We start from the raw sequence: 16925 nt of genomic DNA, 5'->3' as shown, positions 1-16925 counted from the left end.
TTGACCCGAGGATCGGAGGATCCGCCGCCGGTGCGAACGGACAGACGCACAGCCCGACCGGCGCCCGATACTCGGGTCAAGCCCGAGGATGACGGAAGATGAGCGTGCCTGCTCACCGCAGTTTCAGCGTCGACAGACCGACCAGCGCCAGCGCCCCGGCGATGATCCAGAAGCGGATCACGACGGTCGATTCCGGCCAGCCCATCTTCTCGAAATGGTGGTGGATCGGCGCCATCAGGAAGATTCGCTTCTTGGTCAGCTTGTAATAGCCGACCTGGATCATGACCGAGGCGGCCTCCATCACGAACAGGCCGCCGACGATGCCCAGCACCAGTTCATGCTTGGTCGTGACCGCGATGGCGCCCAGGGCCCCGCCCAGGGCCAGCGAACCCGTGTCGCCCATGAAGATCTTGGCCGGGGGGGCGTTGTACCAGAGGAAGCCCGCGCCCCCGCCGATCATGGCGGCGCAGAAGATGGCCAGTTCGCCGGCGCCCGGCACATGGTGGACCTGCAGATACTGGGCGAAGACGAAGTTGCCGGCCAGATAGGAGATCACGCCGAACGCTCCGGCCGCCATCATCACCGGCACAGTCGCCAGTCCGTCCAGACCGTCGGTCAGGTTCACGGCGTTGGAGAAGCCGACGATGGTGAAGGCGGCGAAGGCCACATAGAACCAGCCGATATTCAGCAGAACCGCCTTGAAGAAGGGGAAGGCGATCGAGGTCTCAAGCCCCGGCGAGGTCGGCGAGGCCGTCATCCACAGCACGGTCAGAACCCCGGCGATCACCGCCACCACCGTCTGGGCCAGCAGCTTCTGTTTCGAGGTCAGGCCGGCCGAGGTCTGTTTCGTCACCTTGGCGTAGTCGTCGATGAAGCCCAACACCCCGAAGGCCGCCGTCACGCCCGAGACGATCCAGATATAGGGGTTGGTCAGGTCGCCCCACAGGAAGACCGCCACCCCGATGCCTGCCAGGATCATCAGCCCGCCCATGGTGGGGGTGCCGACCTTGGACAGGTGCGACACCGGACCGTCTTCGCGGATCGGCTGGCCCTTGCCCTGTTTGGTGCGGATCCAGTTGATGAACCGGCTGCCCATGGCCACGGCCACGATGGCCGCTGTCGCCAGGGCCAAGGCCGTGCGGACCGTCTGATACTGGATCAGGTTCAGCAGCGGATACTGGTGCGCGACGTCGGCGTAATAGAGATACAGAAGGTAGAACATGCGGGGGTCTCTATCGGGTCGCGCGCGGCGCGTCGGGGCTTGAAGAGGCGGTCTGCAGCTCGGCCAGGGCCTTGGCGACCAGGGACGCCTTGGATCCGTTCGATCCCTTGACCATGACGATATCGCCGGGTCCCGCCAGAGCGGACGCCTCAGCCGCGAGTTCGGCCGCGGTTTCGCGCCACAGGCCGCGTCGCGCGGCAGGCAGGGCGTCGTACAGGCGCCGCATCTCGGAGCCCGCCGCATGGACCAGATCCAGGCCGGCGGCGTCGATCGGCTGGGCCAGGCCCTCGTGCAGGGCGTGGCTCTGGTCGCCCAGTTCCAGCATGTCGGTAAGGACCACGATCCGGCGCCCGGCCGTCGGGCGGGCGCCCAGGCTCTTGAACCCGGCCGTCATCGACAGGGGATTGGCGTTGTAGCTCTCGTCGATCAGGGGGAGGGCGCCGCCCGGCACGGCGACGGTGCGCGTCTGCCCCCGCCCCGCCAGCGGCTGGAAGCCGGCCAGGGCCTGAAGCCCCGTGTCCAGTTCGACGTCCAGGGCGTCCAGCATCAGCAGGACGCACAGGCTGTTCAGGCCCCAGTGGGCGCCCGACTGGGCCAGCCGGTACTCCAGCGACTTGCCAAACAGTTCGGCGAAGACGGTCGCCCCTTCCGCGTCCGGGCGGAAGTCCAGCAGCCGGGCGTCATGGCCCGCATCGGTCCCGAAGGTCACGAGGCGCGCCCCGACCGTCCTAGCCGCGTCGCACAGGACGCCGGCGAAGGCCACGTCGCCGTTCGCCACCGCCGTGCCGCCGGGGACCAGCCCCTGGAAGATGGACGCCTTTTCCCGCGCCACCCCCGCTTCACCGTCGGCGAAGGCCTCGATGTGGACCGGGCCGACCGTGGTCACACAGGCGGCGTGGGGCGCCACGAAGCGCGACAGGGGCGCGATCTCGCCCGGGGCGTTCATGCCGATCTCGAACACGGCGCGGCGGGTCTCGACCGGCATCCGCGCCAGGGTCAGCGGCACGCCGATATGGTTGTTGTAGCTCTTGATCGAAGCATGAGCCGGACCGGCCAGATCCAGCCCCGCCTTGATCGCCTGGGTCACGCTGGTCTTGCCGACGCTGCCGGTGACGGCGCCGCGCTTCACATGGGGCGCCCGCTCGCGTGCGGCGACGCCCAGCGCCTCCAGCCCGTGCAGGGTGTCGGGCACGACGACATAGGCCCCGCCCTCGACAGGATGTTCGACCAGGGCCGCCGCCGCGCCCGCCGCAAAGGCATTCGCCGCAAACTCATGCCCGTCACGCGCGCCCTTCAGCGCCAGGAACAGATCGCCGGGGACGATCTCGCGGCTGTTATAGGTCAGGCCGGTGATCGGGCGGTCGTCGCCATGCAGCACGCCGCCCGTGGCGGCGGCGACTTCGGCGGCCGTCCAGAGCGGGCGGGCGGTGGGTTCAGGCATGAAGAGACAGGGCCTCGGACGCGACGGTGGCGTCGTCAAAGGGATGGGTCGTCCCGCCGACGATCTGCCCCTGTTCATGCCCTTTTCCGGCGATGACCACCACATCCCCGTCACGCATCATTTCGACGGCGGCCTCGATGGCGGCGCGGCGGTCGCCGATTTCCAGCGCATCGGCGCAGCCGGCGCGCACCTGGGCGCGGATTTCGGCCGGATTTTCACTGCGCGGATTGTCGTCGGTGACGATGGCCACGTCGGCCAGACGCCCCGCGATCTCGCCCATCAGGGGTCGTTTGCCACGATCCCGATCGCCGCCGGCGCCGAAGACCACGATCAGCCGGCCCGTCGCATGGGGCCGCAGCGCGGTCAGCACCGTCTCCAGCCCGTCAGGCGTATGGGCGTAATCGACATAGACCTCGCCGCCCGATCCGGTCTCGGACCCGGCGATCCGTTGCAGCCGTCCCTGCGCGCCGGTCAGGCCTTCCAGGGCGCCGATCACCGCATCGGCCTTGTCGCCGGCCGCGATGCACAGCCCCGCCGCCACCAGGGCGTTCGAGGCCTGGAAGGCGCCGGCCAGCGGCAGCAGGATCTCGCGAACCTCGCCCCGCACGTCCAGGGTCAGACGCTGGCCCTCCGGCGTGGCGCGGCGCCCGATCAGGGTCAGGTCGCGCCCGCGTTCGCCCACCCCCATCACGCCCAGACCGGCCATGATCGAGGCGGCGGCGAAGGCGGAATAGGCGTCGGAATCGGCGTTCAGCACGGCGGTCCGCCCGCGCGGCAGCAAGGCCTCGAACAGGCGCATCTTGGCGGCGCGATAGTCCTCCATCGTGCCGTGGTAATCGAGATGGTCCTGGGTCAGGTTGGTGAAGGCCGCCGCCTTCAGCGCGACCCCGTCCAGCCGCCGCTGGTCGATGCCGTGCGACGAGGCCTCCAGCGCCACATGGGTCACGTCCTTGGCGGCCAGCTCGGCCATCAGGCGGGCGGCCTCGGCGGCGTCGGGGCTGGTCAGGCCGGGGCCGGTCAGGGCGTAGGTCTTGTCGCCCTTCTGGCCGACGACGCCCAGGGTGCCCATGCTGGCCGACTTGTGGCCCAGGCCGGCCCAGATCTGGCGGCAGAAGGTGGCGACCGAGGTCTTGCCGTTGGTGCCCGTCACCGCCACGCAGGTCTTGGGCTGGACGCCGTAGAAACCGCGCGCGGCGATGGCGTAGGCCCGGCGCACGTCGCCCGAGGTCACCAGCACAGGGGCGGCGCTGTCCGGCGTGTCGCTCGGCGCCAGAACGGCGGCCGCCCCCTGGGCCAGGGCTTGTGGAATGAAGGCGCGGCCGTCCGCCGCCGTGCCCGGCAGGGCGACGAACAGGGCGCCCGGCGCGACCTTGCGGCTGTCGGCGGTCACGCCGGTGATGATCGGATCGGACGCCAGGTCGCGGCGCAGCAGGTCGGACAGGTGAAGCGCGCTCACAGGCCGTCTCCCTGCACGTCCTGATATTCCGGAATCTTTTCGCCGGTGGCCGTGCGCCAGCGGTCGTCGCGCCGCTCGACGCCCAGGAAGCCGGCGATCCGGTCGGCGATATTGCGCACGGCGGGCGCGGCCACATAGGCGCCGGTCTTCGGATAGGCGCCCGGCTCGTCCATCAGGATGAAGATGGCGTAGCGTTTGGCGTCCAGCGGGCCATCGACCGGGAAGACGGCGGCGAAAGAGCCCAGGGCGCGGCTGGGATCATAACGGCCGTTGACCAGCTTGTTGGCCGAACCCGTCTTGCCTCCGACCCGCAGGCCCGGCGCATCGGCGAAGCCGCCCGAACCCTTGACCACATTGCTGCGCATCAGCTCCAGAATGGCGCGCGAGGTCTCTTCGGTGACGATCTGCTGCGGCTGGGCGCCCCGCGCGCCGCCGCGACGCAGGGACAGGGGCACCATCCGCCCGCCGTTGGTCAGCGCGCCCATGGCCTGAACCATCTGGGCCGGGGTGATCATGATGCCGTAACCGAAGGACAGCGACGCCAGGGTCGAACTGTCCCAACGACGCGGCACGACCGGGCGCGCCGATTCCTTCAGCTCGATCCCGGCGGCGTCCAACAGGCCCAGACGGCGGAAATAGTCGCGCATCGTGTCCGGCCCCATCTGCACCGCCAGCTGGGACGTGCCGATGTTGGACGAATGCAGATAGACTTCTTCCAGCGTCATCACCCGGTTCTGGGCGTGGAAGTCCTTGATCTTGCGGTCGCCGATCTGGAAGGCCTGCGAGGCGTCGAACAGGGTGCTCATGTCCGCCCGCCCGGTGTCGAGCCCGGCGGCGACGGTGAAGGTCTTGAACACAGACCCCATCTCATAGTGGCCCGAGACGGCGCGGTTCAGGGTCGCCCCATCCGGCGCGGCGCCGCGATTGGACTGGCTGAAGTTCGGCCAGCTGGCCATGCCCAGGACCTCGCCGGTCTGGACGTCGGTGACGATGCCGACCGCGCCCTTGGCCTGGTTCTTGATCGCGGCGGCGGCCAGTTCATTCTCCAGCACGCCCTGAACGCGCAGGTCGATGGACAGGGGGAAGCTCTCGCCCCGCTGACCCGCCGCCCGGATCTCGTCGTTGAAGGCCAGTTCGGCGCCCGAGACGCCCTCGCCGCCCGTGTCCGCGTCGCCGATCAGATGCACCGCCGAGGTTCCCAGCGGATAGGCGCGGCGATCCTCGGGCTCGAAGGTCACGCCGCCCAGGGCCAGGTCGTGAACGGCGGCCTTCTCCTGCGGCGTCAGCCCGGTCAGGGCGATCAGGCGCCGATCTCCGTCCAGCACCTTGTGCAGCCGCGCGGCCGACAGCCGCGGCACGGCCCGGCGCAGCTGACGGAAGGCCAGGTCGCGGTCCCAGATCTCGGTCGGGTCCAGATACAGGCCGTAGTGGACGATATTGGTCGCCAGCAGCTCGCCGTTTCGGTCCGTCAGGTCGCCGCGCACCAGGGCGTCCGGATTGGCGCCGGCCCAGCGGCCGCCCGCCTCGCCGAACAGGGCCTTGTACGAGGCGCCGATGGCCAGGCCCGCAAAGACACAGGAGAAGACGATCAGGATCAGGAAGATGCGGACGCGGGTGTCTTCTTCCGGCCGGGCGTCGGCGCGCGCCCGTTCGAACCCGTGCTCCAGCCGCCAGACCAGTTCGGACAGACCGCGCCAGAAGGGCGACAACCGACCCTGAAGGTCCACGCCCGGCGCAGGACGATGATAGCGATGATCCTGAACGCTCATTGCACCGTCTCCGGCGCAGCGGCGTCGATCTCAGCCGGGGCGGCCTGCACGACGACGGGCGCAGCGGGCGTGGCGGGCGCAGCGACAGGCGCCGACTTCAGCGCAGGAAGCTGATCTTCCTTGGCCTGGCGATGCACCTCAACCGGCGCCAGGCCGATCTGACGCGACAGGTTTTCCAGCCGCGCCGGCTGCTCCAGCCGGGCGACCTCGGCGCGCAGCAGGCGGACCCGCTGGCCGTTCTCGCGGATGTCCTGCTCCAGCTGGGCGATACGGCTGCTCTCGCGCGCCGCCGCCGCCTTGGCCGCATAGACCGACACGATCATCACGGCCACCAGGGCCACGCCGATGATCTCGATCCAGCGCACGCCGCGTACCTTCCAGTCGAACAGGCGCTGCAGGGCGGTGCGGGAATAGGTGAAGAAGGGCGTCGCCGTCATGCGGCCGCCCTCCCGCTCAGCGACGCCCAGGCCGGCGCCTCGGTGCGGATCGCGGCCCGCAGCTTGGCCGAACGGGCGCGCGGATTGGCCGACCGTTCCTCGTCGCCCGCCTCGCGCGCGCCCTTGAACTGAAGCGTGAAACTGGGCTTGCGCGGATCGATCGCGACCGGGGCGTGGCGCGACCCCGCCGGGGTGTTGCCGGTCCGCTCGGTCAGAAACGCTTTTACAATCCGGTCTTCCAGCGAATGGAAGCTGACGACCGCCAGACGGCCGCCAGGCGCCAGAGTCGCCTCGGCCGCTTCCAGTCCGCGTTCCAGCTCGCCCAGTTCATCGTTCACCGCGATCCGCAGCGCCTGGAACACCCGCGTCGCCGGATGGATCGGCGCACCGCGACGGCCGCCCAGGGCCTTCTCGACCACCTCGGCCAGATCCAGGGTCCGGTCGAAGGGCCGCTCGACACGGCGGCGCAGGATGGCGGTCGCCACCCGGCCCGACTGACGCTCCTCGCCATACAGTTTGAAGATATGGGCCAGCGGCCCGTGGTCCCAGGTGTTGACGATATCGGCGGCGGTCGCCCCGTCGTCGGACATCCGCATGTCCAGCGGCCCGTCGCGCATGAAGGAAAAGCCGCGCTCGGCCTGATCCAGCTGCATCGACGAGACGCCGATGTCGAACACGGCGCCGTCCAGCCTGGCCTTGCCGCTGTCGGCGAAGGCCTGAGCCAGGCCCGAGAAGGGCGTCCGCACCAGCTGGAAACGGTCCGGGAAGGCGGCGGCCACGGCGTCAGCGTGCGGCTGAACCGTCGGATCGCGATCCAGGCCGATCACCTGGGCGCCCGTAGCAAGAATGGCGCGCGTATAGCCGCCCGCGCCGAAGGTGGCGTCGATCACGACGTCGCCGGGACCGGGCGCCAGGGCCTCGATCACCTCGGCCAACAGGACGGGGGCGTGGGGCGCTTCGCTCACGATCCGCCTCCCGCCGCCAGCTTCATCTGGGCCGCCAGCTTCAGGGCGCCGATCTGGGCCATGCCGGCCTTGGCCGCAGCCCGCTGTTCGGCGCGTCGGGCCGCCCATTTCTCGCGCGACCAGATCTGGAACCGGTCCTTCAGCCCCACGATCACGACCGTGTCTTCCAGACCCGCCTCGGCGCACAGGCCTTCCGGCAGGGTGATGCGGCCGCCGGAATCATAGGCCAGGCGCACCTGCTCGCCCATCACCTGCCACTCCAGCGCCGACCGCTCTTCCGAGCCGAACGGCAGGGACTCGATCATCTCGGCATAGACGGCGAACAGGCGATCCCCGCCCGCTTCCAGACAGTCGGCCTCGATGGAAGGGAAGATGAACACGCCGCCGGCCGCGCCGTTTTCGGTCGTGCGGAAATCGTTAGGGATCAGGAGACGGCGCTTGCCGTCCAACTGTTTCTCGTAGGTCGAGAGAAACACGCCCTGTCCATCGAGCCCTTCAGCCCGCCCCTAGATGCCCTGACGAACGCCCGACGCGCCCGCCTCTCAGCCCCAAATCATGTGACTGGGATAGCATGGGACGAAATGGGTCTCAATGGGATTGGGTAACGATACTTAACCATGTCTTGACCTGTGGCGGCCTAACCACGACTTAATGAACAGAACATACACAGAACACACGGTATACTCACAGCCTGTGAAGGATTCTAATCTCTTCCATGGCGACAAGAGGTTAACGCCGCAGGCGATGTGTGCGGCCGCGCAGAACGGCGGAATACGGGGATAAACAGGCGGTTCGGCGCAAGATCGGCGAGCGCCGACGCTTAACCCGCCCCCCGCAGGCCGGACCAAAAAGAAAAGAGCCAGACGGCCTGTAAGCCGGGTTTTGTTCCGCCCCGGGCCGAAACCCGGAGCGACGACGATCATTCCTCTGGACCGTCCATTGCTGGACGGTTCTCGCGACCTACCCGGACATCTGAGGCGGTGAGCCCCGCAGGGCGAACCCCGCGCGATGTCCCTATTTGGTCTTGCTCCAGGCGGGGCTTGCCATGCCGTCCCTGTTGCCAGGCACGCGGTGGGCTCTTACCCCACCCTTTCACCCTTACCGGCCTCGCAAGGCCGGAGGTTTGCTTTCTGTGGCGCTATCCCTCGGGTCGCCCCGGGCGGAAGTTATCCGCCGCCTTTTCACCGTGGAGCCCGGACTTTCCTCGACGGGATCAAGTCCCGCCGCGACCGCCCAGCCGTCTGGCGGGGGCTAGATGCGCCGCTGCGCCGCGCAGGTCAACCAACGGATGCGTCGAGGTCGTAAATGGGATATCATCATCCTATGGCCGAACCCGCCTCGAAGATGACGACGCCGGAAAGCGCGGAGCAGCGCGAGCACCGCCTCGTCCATGAGCGCGCCCTCCTGGCCGAAGCCTATGCCGACATCGCCGCCGGGCGCGTCATTTCCGGTGACGAAGCCCTAGAATGGCTGGATCGCTGGGCAGCCGGCGAAGACCTAGAAGAACCCCGTCTCAGCTGAATGAGCGGGCCTTACCGGGTCATCTTCACCGCTCGAGCGCGCGCCGACCTGTTGGCCGTGCGCCGTTGGCTGTCTCAGCCCGGCAGCGGGCTGAAGGCGCGCTTGCGATCCGCCCGCATCACGCGCGCTATCATCGAACTGCAGTTCACGCCATTCCGATGGCCCGAAGGTGAAACGACAGGCGTTCGAGAGCGCCCTGTCGAAGGCCATCGCATTCTTTATCAGGTCGATGATCGCGCCCGCACGATATCTCTCCTGCGTGTCGTCGGCCCCTTCCAGAACCGCGCAGCCCCCTAGTCCAGCACGCCCGTGACGCTTTCGACGCTGGCCAGTTGCAGCAACCCCACCAGCCGCGCCCGCGTCTCGCCGTCAGCGACGCCGTCGATCCGTTCCGGCCGCCAGTGGCGCTGGAAGGCGCGGACCGTGGTCTCGGTCTCGGCGTCATAGTCGCCGCCGGGCGTCAGCCCATAGCCCAGCCGGTGCAGGCCGGCGCGCAGCACGACCACGCCGATCCCCTGGTCGCCCTTCTGCAACAGGCCGCCCAGGGCCTTGATCCGCTCGGCCGCGGGTTCGAACCACAGGCCATGCCCTGCCTCGGCCAGGCGTTTCCACGGGAATAGTTCGCCCGGATCGGTCTTGCGCGCGGGCGCCAGGTCGGAATGTGCGATGATGCGGTTGTCGGGAATGGTCCAGCGGTCCCGGATGTCGCCGATCAGGGCGATGACCGCCGCGATCTGGGCCTCGGGAAACAGCCGATAGCCGAACTCGTGGCCGGGGTTGACGATCTCTATGCCGATGGAGGCGGCGTTGCAGTCGTCCTCGCCGCGCCAGACCCCCGCCCCCGCGTGCCAGGCGCGTCGTTCCTCGGGCACGAGCTGGAAGATCCGGCCGTCTTCCTCGACCATATAATGGGCCGACACCTTGGCCTCGGGGTCGCATAACCGCGCCAGGGCGGCCTCGCCCGTCTGCATGCCGGTATAGTGCAGCACCAGCATGTCGGGCGGCGAACGACGCGTGTCGAAGTTCGGCGAGGGCGCCGCGATCAGGTCAACCATGGCTTCAGGCCTCAGCGGCCGTGGCGTTCCCAGCCATAGGCGACCCAGGTGCCGTCGACCTTATGCGCCTCGATCACGTCAGGGTCCCCGGCGCGGCGACGCGGCGCCATGTTGCGACGCGCCCGCATGGCCAGACCGGCCAGGAAGACCAGAACCCCGGCGAACAGGGCGATCACCGCGACGGCGGCGGCGGTGAAGACGGCCAGGACCGCGCCCACAGCCAGAGCCGCGACGCCGGCGATCAGGCCGGCGATCCACATCACCGAGGCCACGAGGCCGTTGGGCCGGCGACGGGCGGCGATACCAATGGTGGCGAGACGTTCAGGCTGGAACATGGGTCATCCTTTCAGGCGTCCCGAAGAACGCCCATCCCGCAATGTCGGTCCATCGGGCCTCGCGGTCAATGGATCACCCTTCAAGCCTGCGTGCGATGGATCGTCACTGTCGGCCTCAGAACATCGGCTGGTCGGCCAGGACCACCGCGCCCTCGCTGCGCATCCGCTCGCCTTCGATGCGGCGCATCACGGCCTGGGCCTGCGGATCGGCCATGACGCCGCCCAGCATGACCAGGGCCTGGGCCGCCTCGCTCTGAACGCCGAACATTTCGGACAGGGCTTCCCACGGCGACTTCTGCTTGGGGAAATGCTTGAAGCGCACGGACTCGCCGGCCGGAATCTTGGCCAGGGCCTTGGCCTTGGCCACCGCCTCGGTCAGGCCGCCCAACTGGTCGACCAGGCCCAGCGGCAGGGCCTGGGCCCCGGTCCAGACCCGGCCCTTGGCGATCTCGCGCACGCGGGTCGGCTCAAGCTTGCGGCCCGTCGCCACGCGAGTGATGAAGTCATCATAGATCCGGTCCATCGAGCCGGCGAAGGCCGCCCGCTGTTCCGGGGTGAAGGACTGGGTCGGCGAGAAGGCGTCGGCGTACTGACCGCCCACCGTCAGCTCGCGCATGTCCACGCCGAACCGGCCCAGGGCGTCGGCCACCACGAACTTGCCGCCGAACACGCCGATGGAGCCGGTCAGGGTCGAGGGCTGGGCCACGATCCAGTCGGCTTCCGAACTGATCCAGTAACCGCCCGAGGCTGCATAGGCGCCCATGGACACCACCACCGGCTTGCCCGCCGCGCGGGCCGCGCGCACGGCGGCCAGGATCTGTTCCGAGGCTTCGGGCGAACCGCCCGGCGACGAGACGCGGAAGACGATGGCCTTCACGCCCTTGTCCTCGATGGCGTCATAGATGGCCTCGGCCGTGTCGTCCGAATGGATCGACGAGCCGCCGCCGAAGCTCCCGCCGCCGCTGCGGCCGGTCACGATCGCGCCCTCGCCGCCGACGATGGCGATGGCGTTCTTGCCCGAGCCGGTCCGCTCGCCCTTGTCCGAGGTGTACTGGCCGAACTCGACGATCTCGGCGCCTTTGCCGGCGCGCCGCTTGATCTCGGCCTCGGCCTCCTCGACCTGGCCGATCTTGTCGATCAGCTTGTTCGACAGGGCCTGTTCAGCCGAATAGGGGCCGGCCTCGATCACGGTCTTGAGAGCGGCCGGGGTCAGTTTGCGATCCTGGGCGGCGTTGGCCAGGGCGCTGTCGTACAGCGACGTCATCCAGGCCGTCATCGCCTCGCGGTGCGGGCCGGTATAGTCGCTCTGGGTGTATTCGTTGACGGCGTTCTTGTACTCGTAGCGCTGCTCGAAATCGGCGCGCACCCCGTATTTCTCGAACGCCCGGCCCAGGAAGACGCTGTCGGCCGAGAAGCCCGTCGCCTGGAAGCCGGCCGTGTTCTGCATCCACAACTCAGACGCCGAGGCCCCGACCATATAGGTGGACATCACCGCCCCGGAGGGAGCGAAGCCCTGGCTGTGGGCGATGACCGGCTTGCCCGAGGCGCGGAAGCGGCGGACCGCCTGGCGCAGTTCGTCCGCCGTCGCCGGGGTCATGCCGCTTTCCGGCAGGCGGATCAGCAGAGCCTTGACGTTGTTGTCGTCCTGCGCCTGGGCCAGGCCGTCCACCACCTGCATCACCGACAGGCCGTCGCCGCTGAAGGCGGCGAACGGATTGGTCGAGACCTGATCGGTGATCCCCTCGCGCAGATCCAGTTCCAGCACCGAAGTCGTCGGCGCCGTCGGCTTGGACGAGCTCGCGATCGCCACGGTCAGCAGCACCACCGGAATGACGACGACGAACAGGATCAGTCCGGTGAAGACACCCAGGACCGTCAGGAAGAATTGCTTCATGGGAGAAGGCGCGCTCGCAAGAGGCCGAAAATGGCTCGGCTTCACCATAGCCGCGGAACGGTCACCGTCAAATGAACGTCCTGCAACCCGGGCTCGTCCTTCGGCGCCGCACCCGTTCCTGTTGCGGCGCCGCGCCGCGATTGATGCGCGCCCCGGAAATCCCTATATGAGCGGCCAACGAGCGGGGGCCTGTCGCCCCGCGCCATAGACCGGAGACCGCCCCATGCTGGTCACCCTGATGAAATCCAAGCTGCACCGCGCGACGGTGACCCAGGCAGACCTCGACTACGAAGGCTCGATCGCCATCGACATGGACCTGCTGGACGCGGCGGGCATCTTCCCGCACGAGCAGGTCGATGTGCTGAACATCACCAACGGCGCCCGGTTCACCACCTACGCCATCGAGGCCCCGCGCGGCTCCAAGGTCATCGGCGTCAACGGCGCCGCCGCCCGCCTGGTCCAGAAGAACGACAAGGTGATCGTCGTTACCTACGGCCAACTCCCCCAGGAAGAAGCCCGCCAGTGGACGCCCAACGTCGTGCTGCTGGACGACAACAACGAGATCAAGCGCGCCGGCTGAAAGCTACCCGCAGCCCGGCAAAGCCTATAAAACACCCTAAAGATAGAGAAAATCATCTTGAGATTGTGCATTTGATAATCTCCTATGCCGATGCCATTCCGGCATAGGAGATCAAGATGAGACTCAAGCTGATCACCGCGACGGCCGCTCTGCTAGCCGCCATGTCCATAAGCGCTCACGCCGATCCGATCATTCCTCCGGATGGACCGCCTCCCAGCTATATCCGGTATTTTTCGGACCCTGAGCTGACGAACGAGGTGGGTACCCTGCTTACAGCCTGTGACTACAGCCGCTACGCCACTGGCGAGGTTACAGCCTATTCGACCTATGAGCCGCTGAACTGCGGATAGCAAAGGTCGGGGCGACCGCCTTGGCGATCGCCCCTCACGCCTTATCGAGCGATGTCGTAGACGCCCGTGATGTCGATCCGAACCGTCAGTTCGCCGGCGGCCACCGGCGTGCTGTCACGGCTCTCCAGCGCCATGGCGCGTGCGGCGAACTGCGGCTGCGGCGCGGGCGAATAGCCGCCGCCTTCGCTCAGATTGCGGATGCCGGCCAGCTGGACGTTCAGCGACTGGGCGTACAGTTGCGCCTTGGCCTGCAGGGCCCGCACCGCCATCTGGCGAGCCTGGTTCTCGGCCACGGTCGGGTCCTTCAGGCCGAAGCTGATGCCGTCGATCTGGTTGACTCCGGCGGAGACGACGGCGTCGGCGGTGGTCCCCACCTTGGTCAGGTCGTTGATGATCACCGTCACCCGGTTCACGGCCTGATAGCCGCGCAGCTTGGGCGGTTCGTTCTGCACATAGTCATATTGCGCCGACAGGTTCAGGCCCGAGGTCTGGACGTCCCGCTCGGCGATCCCGGCGCGACGCAGGGCGGCCATGACCTGGGTCATCCGGGTCGCATTGTCCCGCATGGCCTCTTGAGCGGTCGTCGCCTCGGTCTGGACGCCGAAACTGATGGTCGCCATGTCCGGCGCGGCCTTGACCTCGCCATAGGCCGACAGGTTCAGCGACGGCGCCGGCTGCATCATCTGCACCGGCTGCACGGTCTGGGCCATGGCGGGCGCGACCGCGCTCAGGGCGACGGCCGCCGTCAGGGCGCTGCCCAGCATCAGGGATTTGAACGCGCTTTTCATGGGGTAGTCTCCGTAGAACGATCCCGACCGACAGGTTCGTCGATCTCTGGCCGCAACCTTGGCCTTTTATCCCTGAACCAACGCCCGCGCTTCCATGTCGGTTTCCGTTCATGTTTGTGAATTCGCGGAAACATGCCGCGTACGGACGCGCCTCTTGGCAAGCCGCATCCGCGCCTGCTAGGCGGTTCCTCCCGCCGCGCCGCGACTTGGTCGCACGTCCTGGGGGCCTGTAGCTCAATGGTTAGAGCCGACCGCTCATAACGGTCTGGTTGGGGGTTCGAGTCCCTCCGGGCCTACCACCCCCTCCCAATTCGCGAGGGATATCAACACAGCGTCGCCGGTTTGACACCTCGGTTAGACACTAGACGTTCGCTCTTCACCCCTCAGTCGTTCCATTGCGCCTCGCGCTAGGAGCGCTTGATCAGCATCTTTCGTGTACGTAGTAATTTGAGACAGCGATGATTGTCCCAGCACTGCTGCGATCTGTTTTGACGTGCAGCCAGCATTGGCCAGACGTCTGCCACACGCTTTTCGCAAGCCATGAGGGGTGCGCTTCGACAAGCCAGCTTGCTTCGCTCGCTCAACAAACCAAGCGGTGAACCCGGCCTCGCTGAAGGGTCTGCCATACTGCGTGAGTACGAAAATCATATCCTCCGCATGTTCGATTTCGGCACGCAACTCGGGCAAAACGGGAATGGAAACCCTTTCACCAGTCTTTTTCTGAACTACCGATATCTCCCCGTCAGAGACGTGCTGACGGCCAAGCTTTACCACGTCTGAACGCCGCAGCCCTGTGTACAGCAGGAGGCACAATGCTCTTCTCTCGCGGGTACCGGTTGGCCACTTGGCCTCGAACGCTTGGATGTCAGCTTCAGACCAAGGAATATGGCCGTTCGATTTCTTCAGCCTCAATGTTGTGTCTCTGACTGGATTATCCTTCCTCCAGCCGATTTCAACAGCATATGCAAAGACACTCGCCAACCGCTTTCTCAAGTTCCTCAACGCGCCGGGTTTCGCGATCATCTTATTGAAAATGCTGTTGAGATGTATCGCGGTAATGGTCACACAGCTTTTCGCTCCATGTACAGATCGGAACCGCTCAAGGATATTCTTGTAGTTCTTCTGGGTCTGAGGCTTCAGGGACATAAAGCCCACTGATTGATAATACCGGACAAGCAGCGAACCGAATGATCTGGGTGGTTCCCTTTGCGTCTTGACCACCGAAGTCGCATCAGCTTCCGCAGCACGATAGGCAGCCATGAAATCAGGGTCACCCGGCAGCCCCGGCAGCGGCACTTGCGGATAACCCTTGCGACGGTAGTAGCACCGAACCTTGTTGTGGCGGTCTTTGAAGGTCTTAACGTAGGGAATCTCGACCTTCGCCATCAGCTAGCTCCCTGCCATTCCAGAACCTCGTCCCAGTCATTTGGCTGAGGAATTTTAGGCTCTGCGTCAGCGAGCACAAATGAAAAACCGTCGAACTCGACGGATCGGACGGTGCGCCCTTGCCGCTCCATCGCCCTGAGAGCGCGTGCTACATCCCGCTGTTTGAATGGCGACCGACCCCGGCCAGCCTTGATACCCACATCCGCCACCGGTTCGGCGGTAATGGAATTCTTATTTTTTAGCTTTGACAGTCCAATGAAACGCGGAGCGTTGAATGCCCGCTTGTGCTTTGATGTTCTCACTGTAGATTATAACCAATAGTGCAGCCATATATTATGGTCTGTTTTTCTTTATCAGTGTCAATGAAAGACCCCCCGATGTCCTCGTAGGACTTTTCGCGGTGTCGAGCGTTCTTGTACACGATTTCTTCCATCTGTCAAGCAACGCGGACAGCAGTCCATTTTTTACTCAGTCGAGTTTTAATTAAATGATCTGAATATTCACAATAGGTGAGTATTTTTACTCTTATGTTAGAGCGATTTGTATTCCTTATAGGCGTCTCCAAGTGTGATTTATATTATTATCACTGGCAGTTATCGAACATAAAGTGCGTTCTTAAATGTGATATACATATTATTTCTATTCAGGCACACGCATACATTACGCTCTCGTTGAGAGGGCGCAATGGTTTTTCATCAGTGCAGGGAAGAGGCGGCTATCGTTTCGCGTAGCTACAATGCGAACCTACCTCAACTGTTCACAGGTTTTCGTGAGACCTGCTCAAACTCGCTTCTCAGTCTATCGCGGCTTTGGCAATACCCAACCGCCCTTACTTCCATCGACGAGGCTATCGAGAGCTATCGCTCCATCAAAGATATAGGCCTCCTTCGAGACGTACCCTGCCCAACCATCAAAGTCGTGAAGCGCGTCAATCTGCATAGTCCCACCGGGGAATACGTCGCGCCAAATCTGCTCATAGCGGTCTTTAATCTCCTCCACCCCAATCTCTGCACCTTCCGGCAGTGCGAGATACCCGTGGTAGTGGGGATGAGCGTCCCATTTTTCGGAAATCACGAGCAACCTAGACCTCTGCCCAATTGGCTTCGCATAGAAGCGGCCACCCAAGCGGTCACAGTCAATACGCTTGTGGAACTCTCGAAGCGCTTCCCCGCCGGTCTCGGCGGAGACATAGTTTCTATTAAATACCGCAGTTAGCGCGTATGTGTTATTTCCTAGCCAGCCCTTGTATTGGCTAATTAGTTTCTCTCTTAACATTATTCATGTGCTCGCTCTATTCTTTTTATAGTGTTGTGGGCGCTCTGGGCGCACGCCATTACTAGCACAAACGCCGCCTTTAGTCAATGAATATCAGCCAATCGCGCCCTGCACCTCCCATTGCAATTCTTGCAATCGCCGTCACGCGAGGATGGAAATTTGGTCGCGATCCATCCTACCGCAGAGAAGGGGGGCGGCATCAAGATTGCCGAAAATGAATGAACGGGGCGCATCGAAAACGAACGGTTACGATACACTACTGCTGAGTGTATACTAATCTAGCTTGACCGTGTTTCCGATACATGGGAATTTACGCTATCCCGTTTTCGATACAGGAGCCAACCTATGAGCCGCGTCTTCGCCTACCTTCGGGTCAGCACAGCCGACCAAAGCACAGAGAACCAGCTTCGAGAGATTGAGGGAGCCGGCTTCACCGTGGAACCACAAAGGG

The 16925-nt window shown here is 65.3% G+C and carries 18 protein-coding genes, 1 tRNA gene and 1 other RNA gene; 6 read left to right on the top strand and 14 right to left on the bottom strand.

Translation table 11 applies throughout. The annotated features are described in order from the left end of the window. Window positions 1–112: 112 nt before the first annotated feature. From mraY to Q7J26_RS17065, 7 genes are read right to left on the bottom strand one after another with little or no spacing between them, the layout of a single operon-like run. On the bottom strand, window positions 113–1222 hold the full coding sequence (gene mraY, locus Q7J26_RS00380) for a phospho-N-acetylmuramoyl-pentapeptide-transferase (protein WP_183198029.1): 1110 nt from the start codon (window positions 1220–1222) through the stop codon (window positions 113–115). Window positions 1223–1232: 10 nt separating this feature from the next. Further along, on the bottom strand, window positions 1233–2663 hold the full coding sequence (gene murF, locus Q7J26_RS00375) for a UDP-N-acetylmuramoyl-tripeptide--D-alanyl-D-alanine ligase (protein WP_304934553.1): 1431 nt from the start codon (window positions 2661–2663) through the stop codon (window positions 1233–1235). Further along, window positions 2656–4119 carry a UDP-N-acetylmuramoyl-L-alanyl-D-glutamate--2,6-diaminopimelate ligase gene (locus tag Q7J26_RS00370; RefSeq protein WP_304934552.1) on the bottom strand — a complete coding sequence of 488 codons (1464 nt, stop codon included), beginning with the start codon at window positions 4117–4119 and terminating at the stop codon, window positions 2656–2658. Before Q7J26_RS00370 ends, murF begins: the two co-directional genes overlap by 8 nt. Next, window positions 4116–5888 (bottom strand): penicillin-binding protein 2, encoded by a 1773-nt coding sequence (locus Q7J26_RS00365; RefSeq protein ID WP_304934551.1) that lies wholly within the window; start codon window positions 5886–5888, stop codon window positions 4116–4118. The genes Q7J26_RS00370 and Q7J26_RS00365 overlap by 4 nt, the downstream gene beginning before the upstream one ends. Continuing rightward, window positions 5885–6325, bottom strand: a complete 441-nt coding sequence (locus tag Q7J26_RS00360) for a cell division protein (RefSeq protein WP_304934550.1) — start codon at window positions 6323–6325, stop codon at window positions 5885–5887. The genes Q7J26_RS00365 and Q7J26_RS00360 overlap by 4 nt, the downstream gene beginning before the upstream one ends. Further along, window positions 6322–7290: a 16S rRNA (cytosine(1402)-N(4))-methyltransferase RsmH gene (gene rsmH / locus Q7J26_RS00355; protein WP_304934549.1), complete on the bottom strand. Its 969-nt coding sequence runs from the start codon at window positions 7288–7290 to the stop codon at window positions 6322–6324. The genes Q7J26_RS00360 and rsmH overlap by 4 nt, the downstream gene beginning before the upstream one ends. Further along, the gene (locus Q7J26_RS17065; RefSeq protein ID WP_370651883.1) at window positions 7287–7538 is read right to left on the bottom strand and encodes a division/cell wall cluster transcriptional repressor MraZ; all 252 of its coding nucleotides are present in this window, start codon (window positions 7536–7538) and stop codon (window positions 7287–7289) included. The genes rsmH and Q7J26_RS17065 overlap by 4 nt, the downstream gene beginning before the upstream one ends. Between Q7J26_RS17065 and Q7J26_RS17060 the strand changes: the two genes are divergently transcribed. Next, window positions 7537–7605: a hypothetical protein gene (locus Q7J26_RS17060; RefSeq protein WP_370651882.1), complete on the top strand. Its 69-nt coding sequence runs from the start codon at window positions 7537–7539 to the stop codon at window positions 7603–7605. The genes Q7J26_RS17065 and Q7J26_RS17060 overlap by 2 nt on opposite strands. Window positions 7606–8145: 540 nt before the next feature. On the opposite strand, the gene rnpB is transcribed toward Q7J26_RS17060, so the two are convergent. Continuing rightward, window positions 8146–8535: RNase P RNA component class A (gene rnpB, locus Q7J26_RS00345), an RNA gene on the bottom strand. A gap of 78 nt (window positions 8536–8613) precedes the next feature. On the opposite strand from rnpB, the gene Q7J26_RS00340 reads away from it, so the two are divergent. Both Q7J26_RS00340 and Q7J26_RS00335 read left to right on the top strand, forming a co-directional pair. Next, complete coding sequence (locus tag Q7J26_RS00340; protein ID WP_304934547.1) at window positions 8614–8811, top strand: hypothetical protein; 198 nt, start codon at window positions 8614–8616, stop codon at window positions 8809–8811. Further along, a complete protein-coding gene (locus Q7J26_RS00335; protein ID WP_304934546.1) occupies window positions 8812–9108 on the top strand; it encodes a type II toxin-antitoxin system RelE/ParE family toxin in 297 nt (98 codons plus the stop codon). Here the strand turns inward: Q7J26_RS00335 and Q7J26_RS00330 are convergent. From Q7J26_RS00330 to sppA, 3 genes are all read right to left on the bottom strand, one after another. Next, complete coding sequence (locus Q7J26_RS00330; protein WP_304934545.1) at window positions 9105–9866, bottom strand: N-acetylmuramoyl-L-alanine amidase; 762 nt, start codon at window positions 9864–9866, stop codon at window positions 9105–9107. The genes Q7J26_RS00335 and Q7J26_RS00330 overlap by 4 nt on opposite strands. Before the next feature lie 11 nt (window positions 9867–9877). Then, window positions 9878–10201: a hypothetical protein gene (locus Q7J26_RS00325; protein WP_304934544.1), complete on the bottom strand. Its 324-nt coding sequence runs from the start codon at window positions 10199–10201 to the stop codon at window positions 9878–9880. 115 nt (window positions 10202–10316) lie between these two features. Next, window positions 10317–12095, bottom strand: a complete 1779-nt coding sequence (gene sppA, locus Q7J26_RS00320) for a signal peptide peptidase SppA (RefSeq protein WP_304934543.1) — start codon at window positions 12093–12095, stop codon at window positions 10317–10319. A gap of 223 nt (window positions 12096–12318) precedes the next feature. On the opposite strand from sppA, the gene panD reads away from it, so the two are divergent. Beyond that, the gene (gene panD / locus Q7J26_RS00315; protein WP_304934542.1) at window positions 12319–12675 is read left to right on the top strand and encodes an aspartate 1-decarboxylase; all 357 of its coding nucleotides are present in this window, start codon (window positions 12319–12321) and stop codon (window positions 12673–12675) included. 116 nt (window positions 12676–12791) lie between these two features. After that, window positions 12792–13025: a hypothetical protein gene (locus tag Q7J26_RS00310; protein WP_304934541.1), complete on the top strand. Its 234-nt coding sequence runs from the start codon at window positions 12792–12794 to the stop codon at window positions 13023–13025. A gap of 41 nt (window positions 13026–13066) precedes the next feature. On the opposite strand, the gene Q7J26_RS00305 is transcribed toward Q7J26_RS00310, so the two are convergent. Beyond that, on the bottom strand, window positions 13067–13813 hold the full coding sequence (locus Q7J26_RS00305) for an SIMPL domain-containing protein (protein WP_304934540.1): 747 nt from the start codon (window positions 13811–13813) through the stop codon (window positions 13067–13069). Between the two features lie 223 nt (window positions 13814–14036). Between Q7J26_RS00305 and Q7J26_RS00300 the strand changes: the two genes are divergently transcribed. Next, window positions 14037–14112: transfer RNA gene (locus tag Q7J26_RS00300), tRNA-Ile, on the top strand. Window positions 14113–14167: 55 nt separating this feature from the next. Here Q7J26_RS00300 and Q7J26_RS00295 read toward each other — a convergent pair. Both Q7J26_RS00295 and Q7J26_RS00290 read right to left on the bottom strand, forming a co-directional pair. Continuing rightward, window positions 14168–15199, bottom strand: coding sequence for a tyrosine-type recombinase/integrase (locus tag Q7J26_RS00295; RefSeq protein WP_304934539.1), 1032 nt, complete (start codon window positions 15197–15199; stop codon window positions 14168–14170). A gap of 798 nt (window positions 15200–15997) precedes the next feature. Continuing rightward, the gene (locus tag Q7J26_RS00290) at window positions 15998–16474 is read right to left on the bottom strand and encodes a hypothetical protein (protein ID WP_304934538.1); all 477 of its coding nucleotides are present in this window, start codon (window positions 16472–16474) and stop codon (window positions 15998–16000) included. Window positions 16475–16925 lie beyond the last annotated feature (451 nt).

The sequence above is a fragment of the Brevundimonas sp. genome, assembly GCF_030656255.1.
Classification (GTDB): Bacteria; Pseudomonadota; Alphaproteobacteria; order Caulobacterales; family Caulobacteraceae; genus Brevundimonas.
Note: the sequence above shows the minus strand (reverse complement) of the source record. Positions and strands in the feature narration are given on the sequence as shown.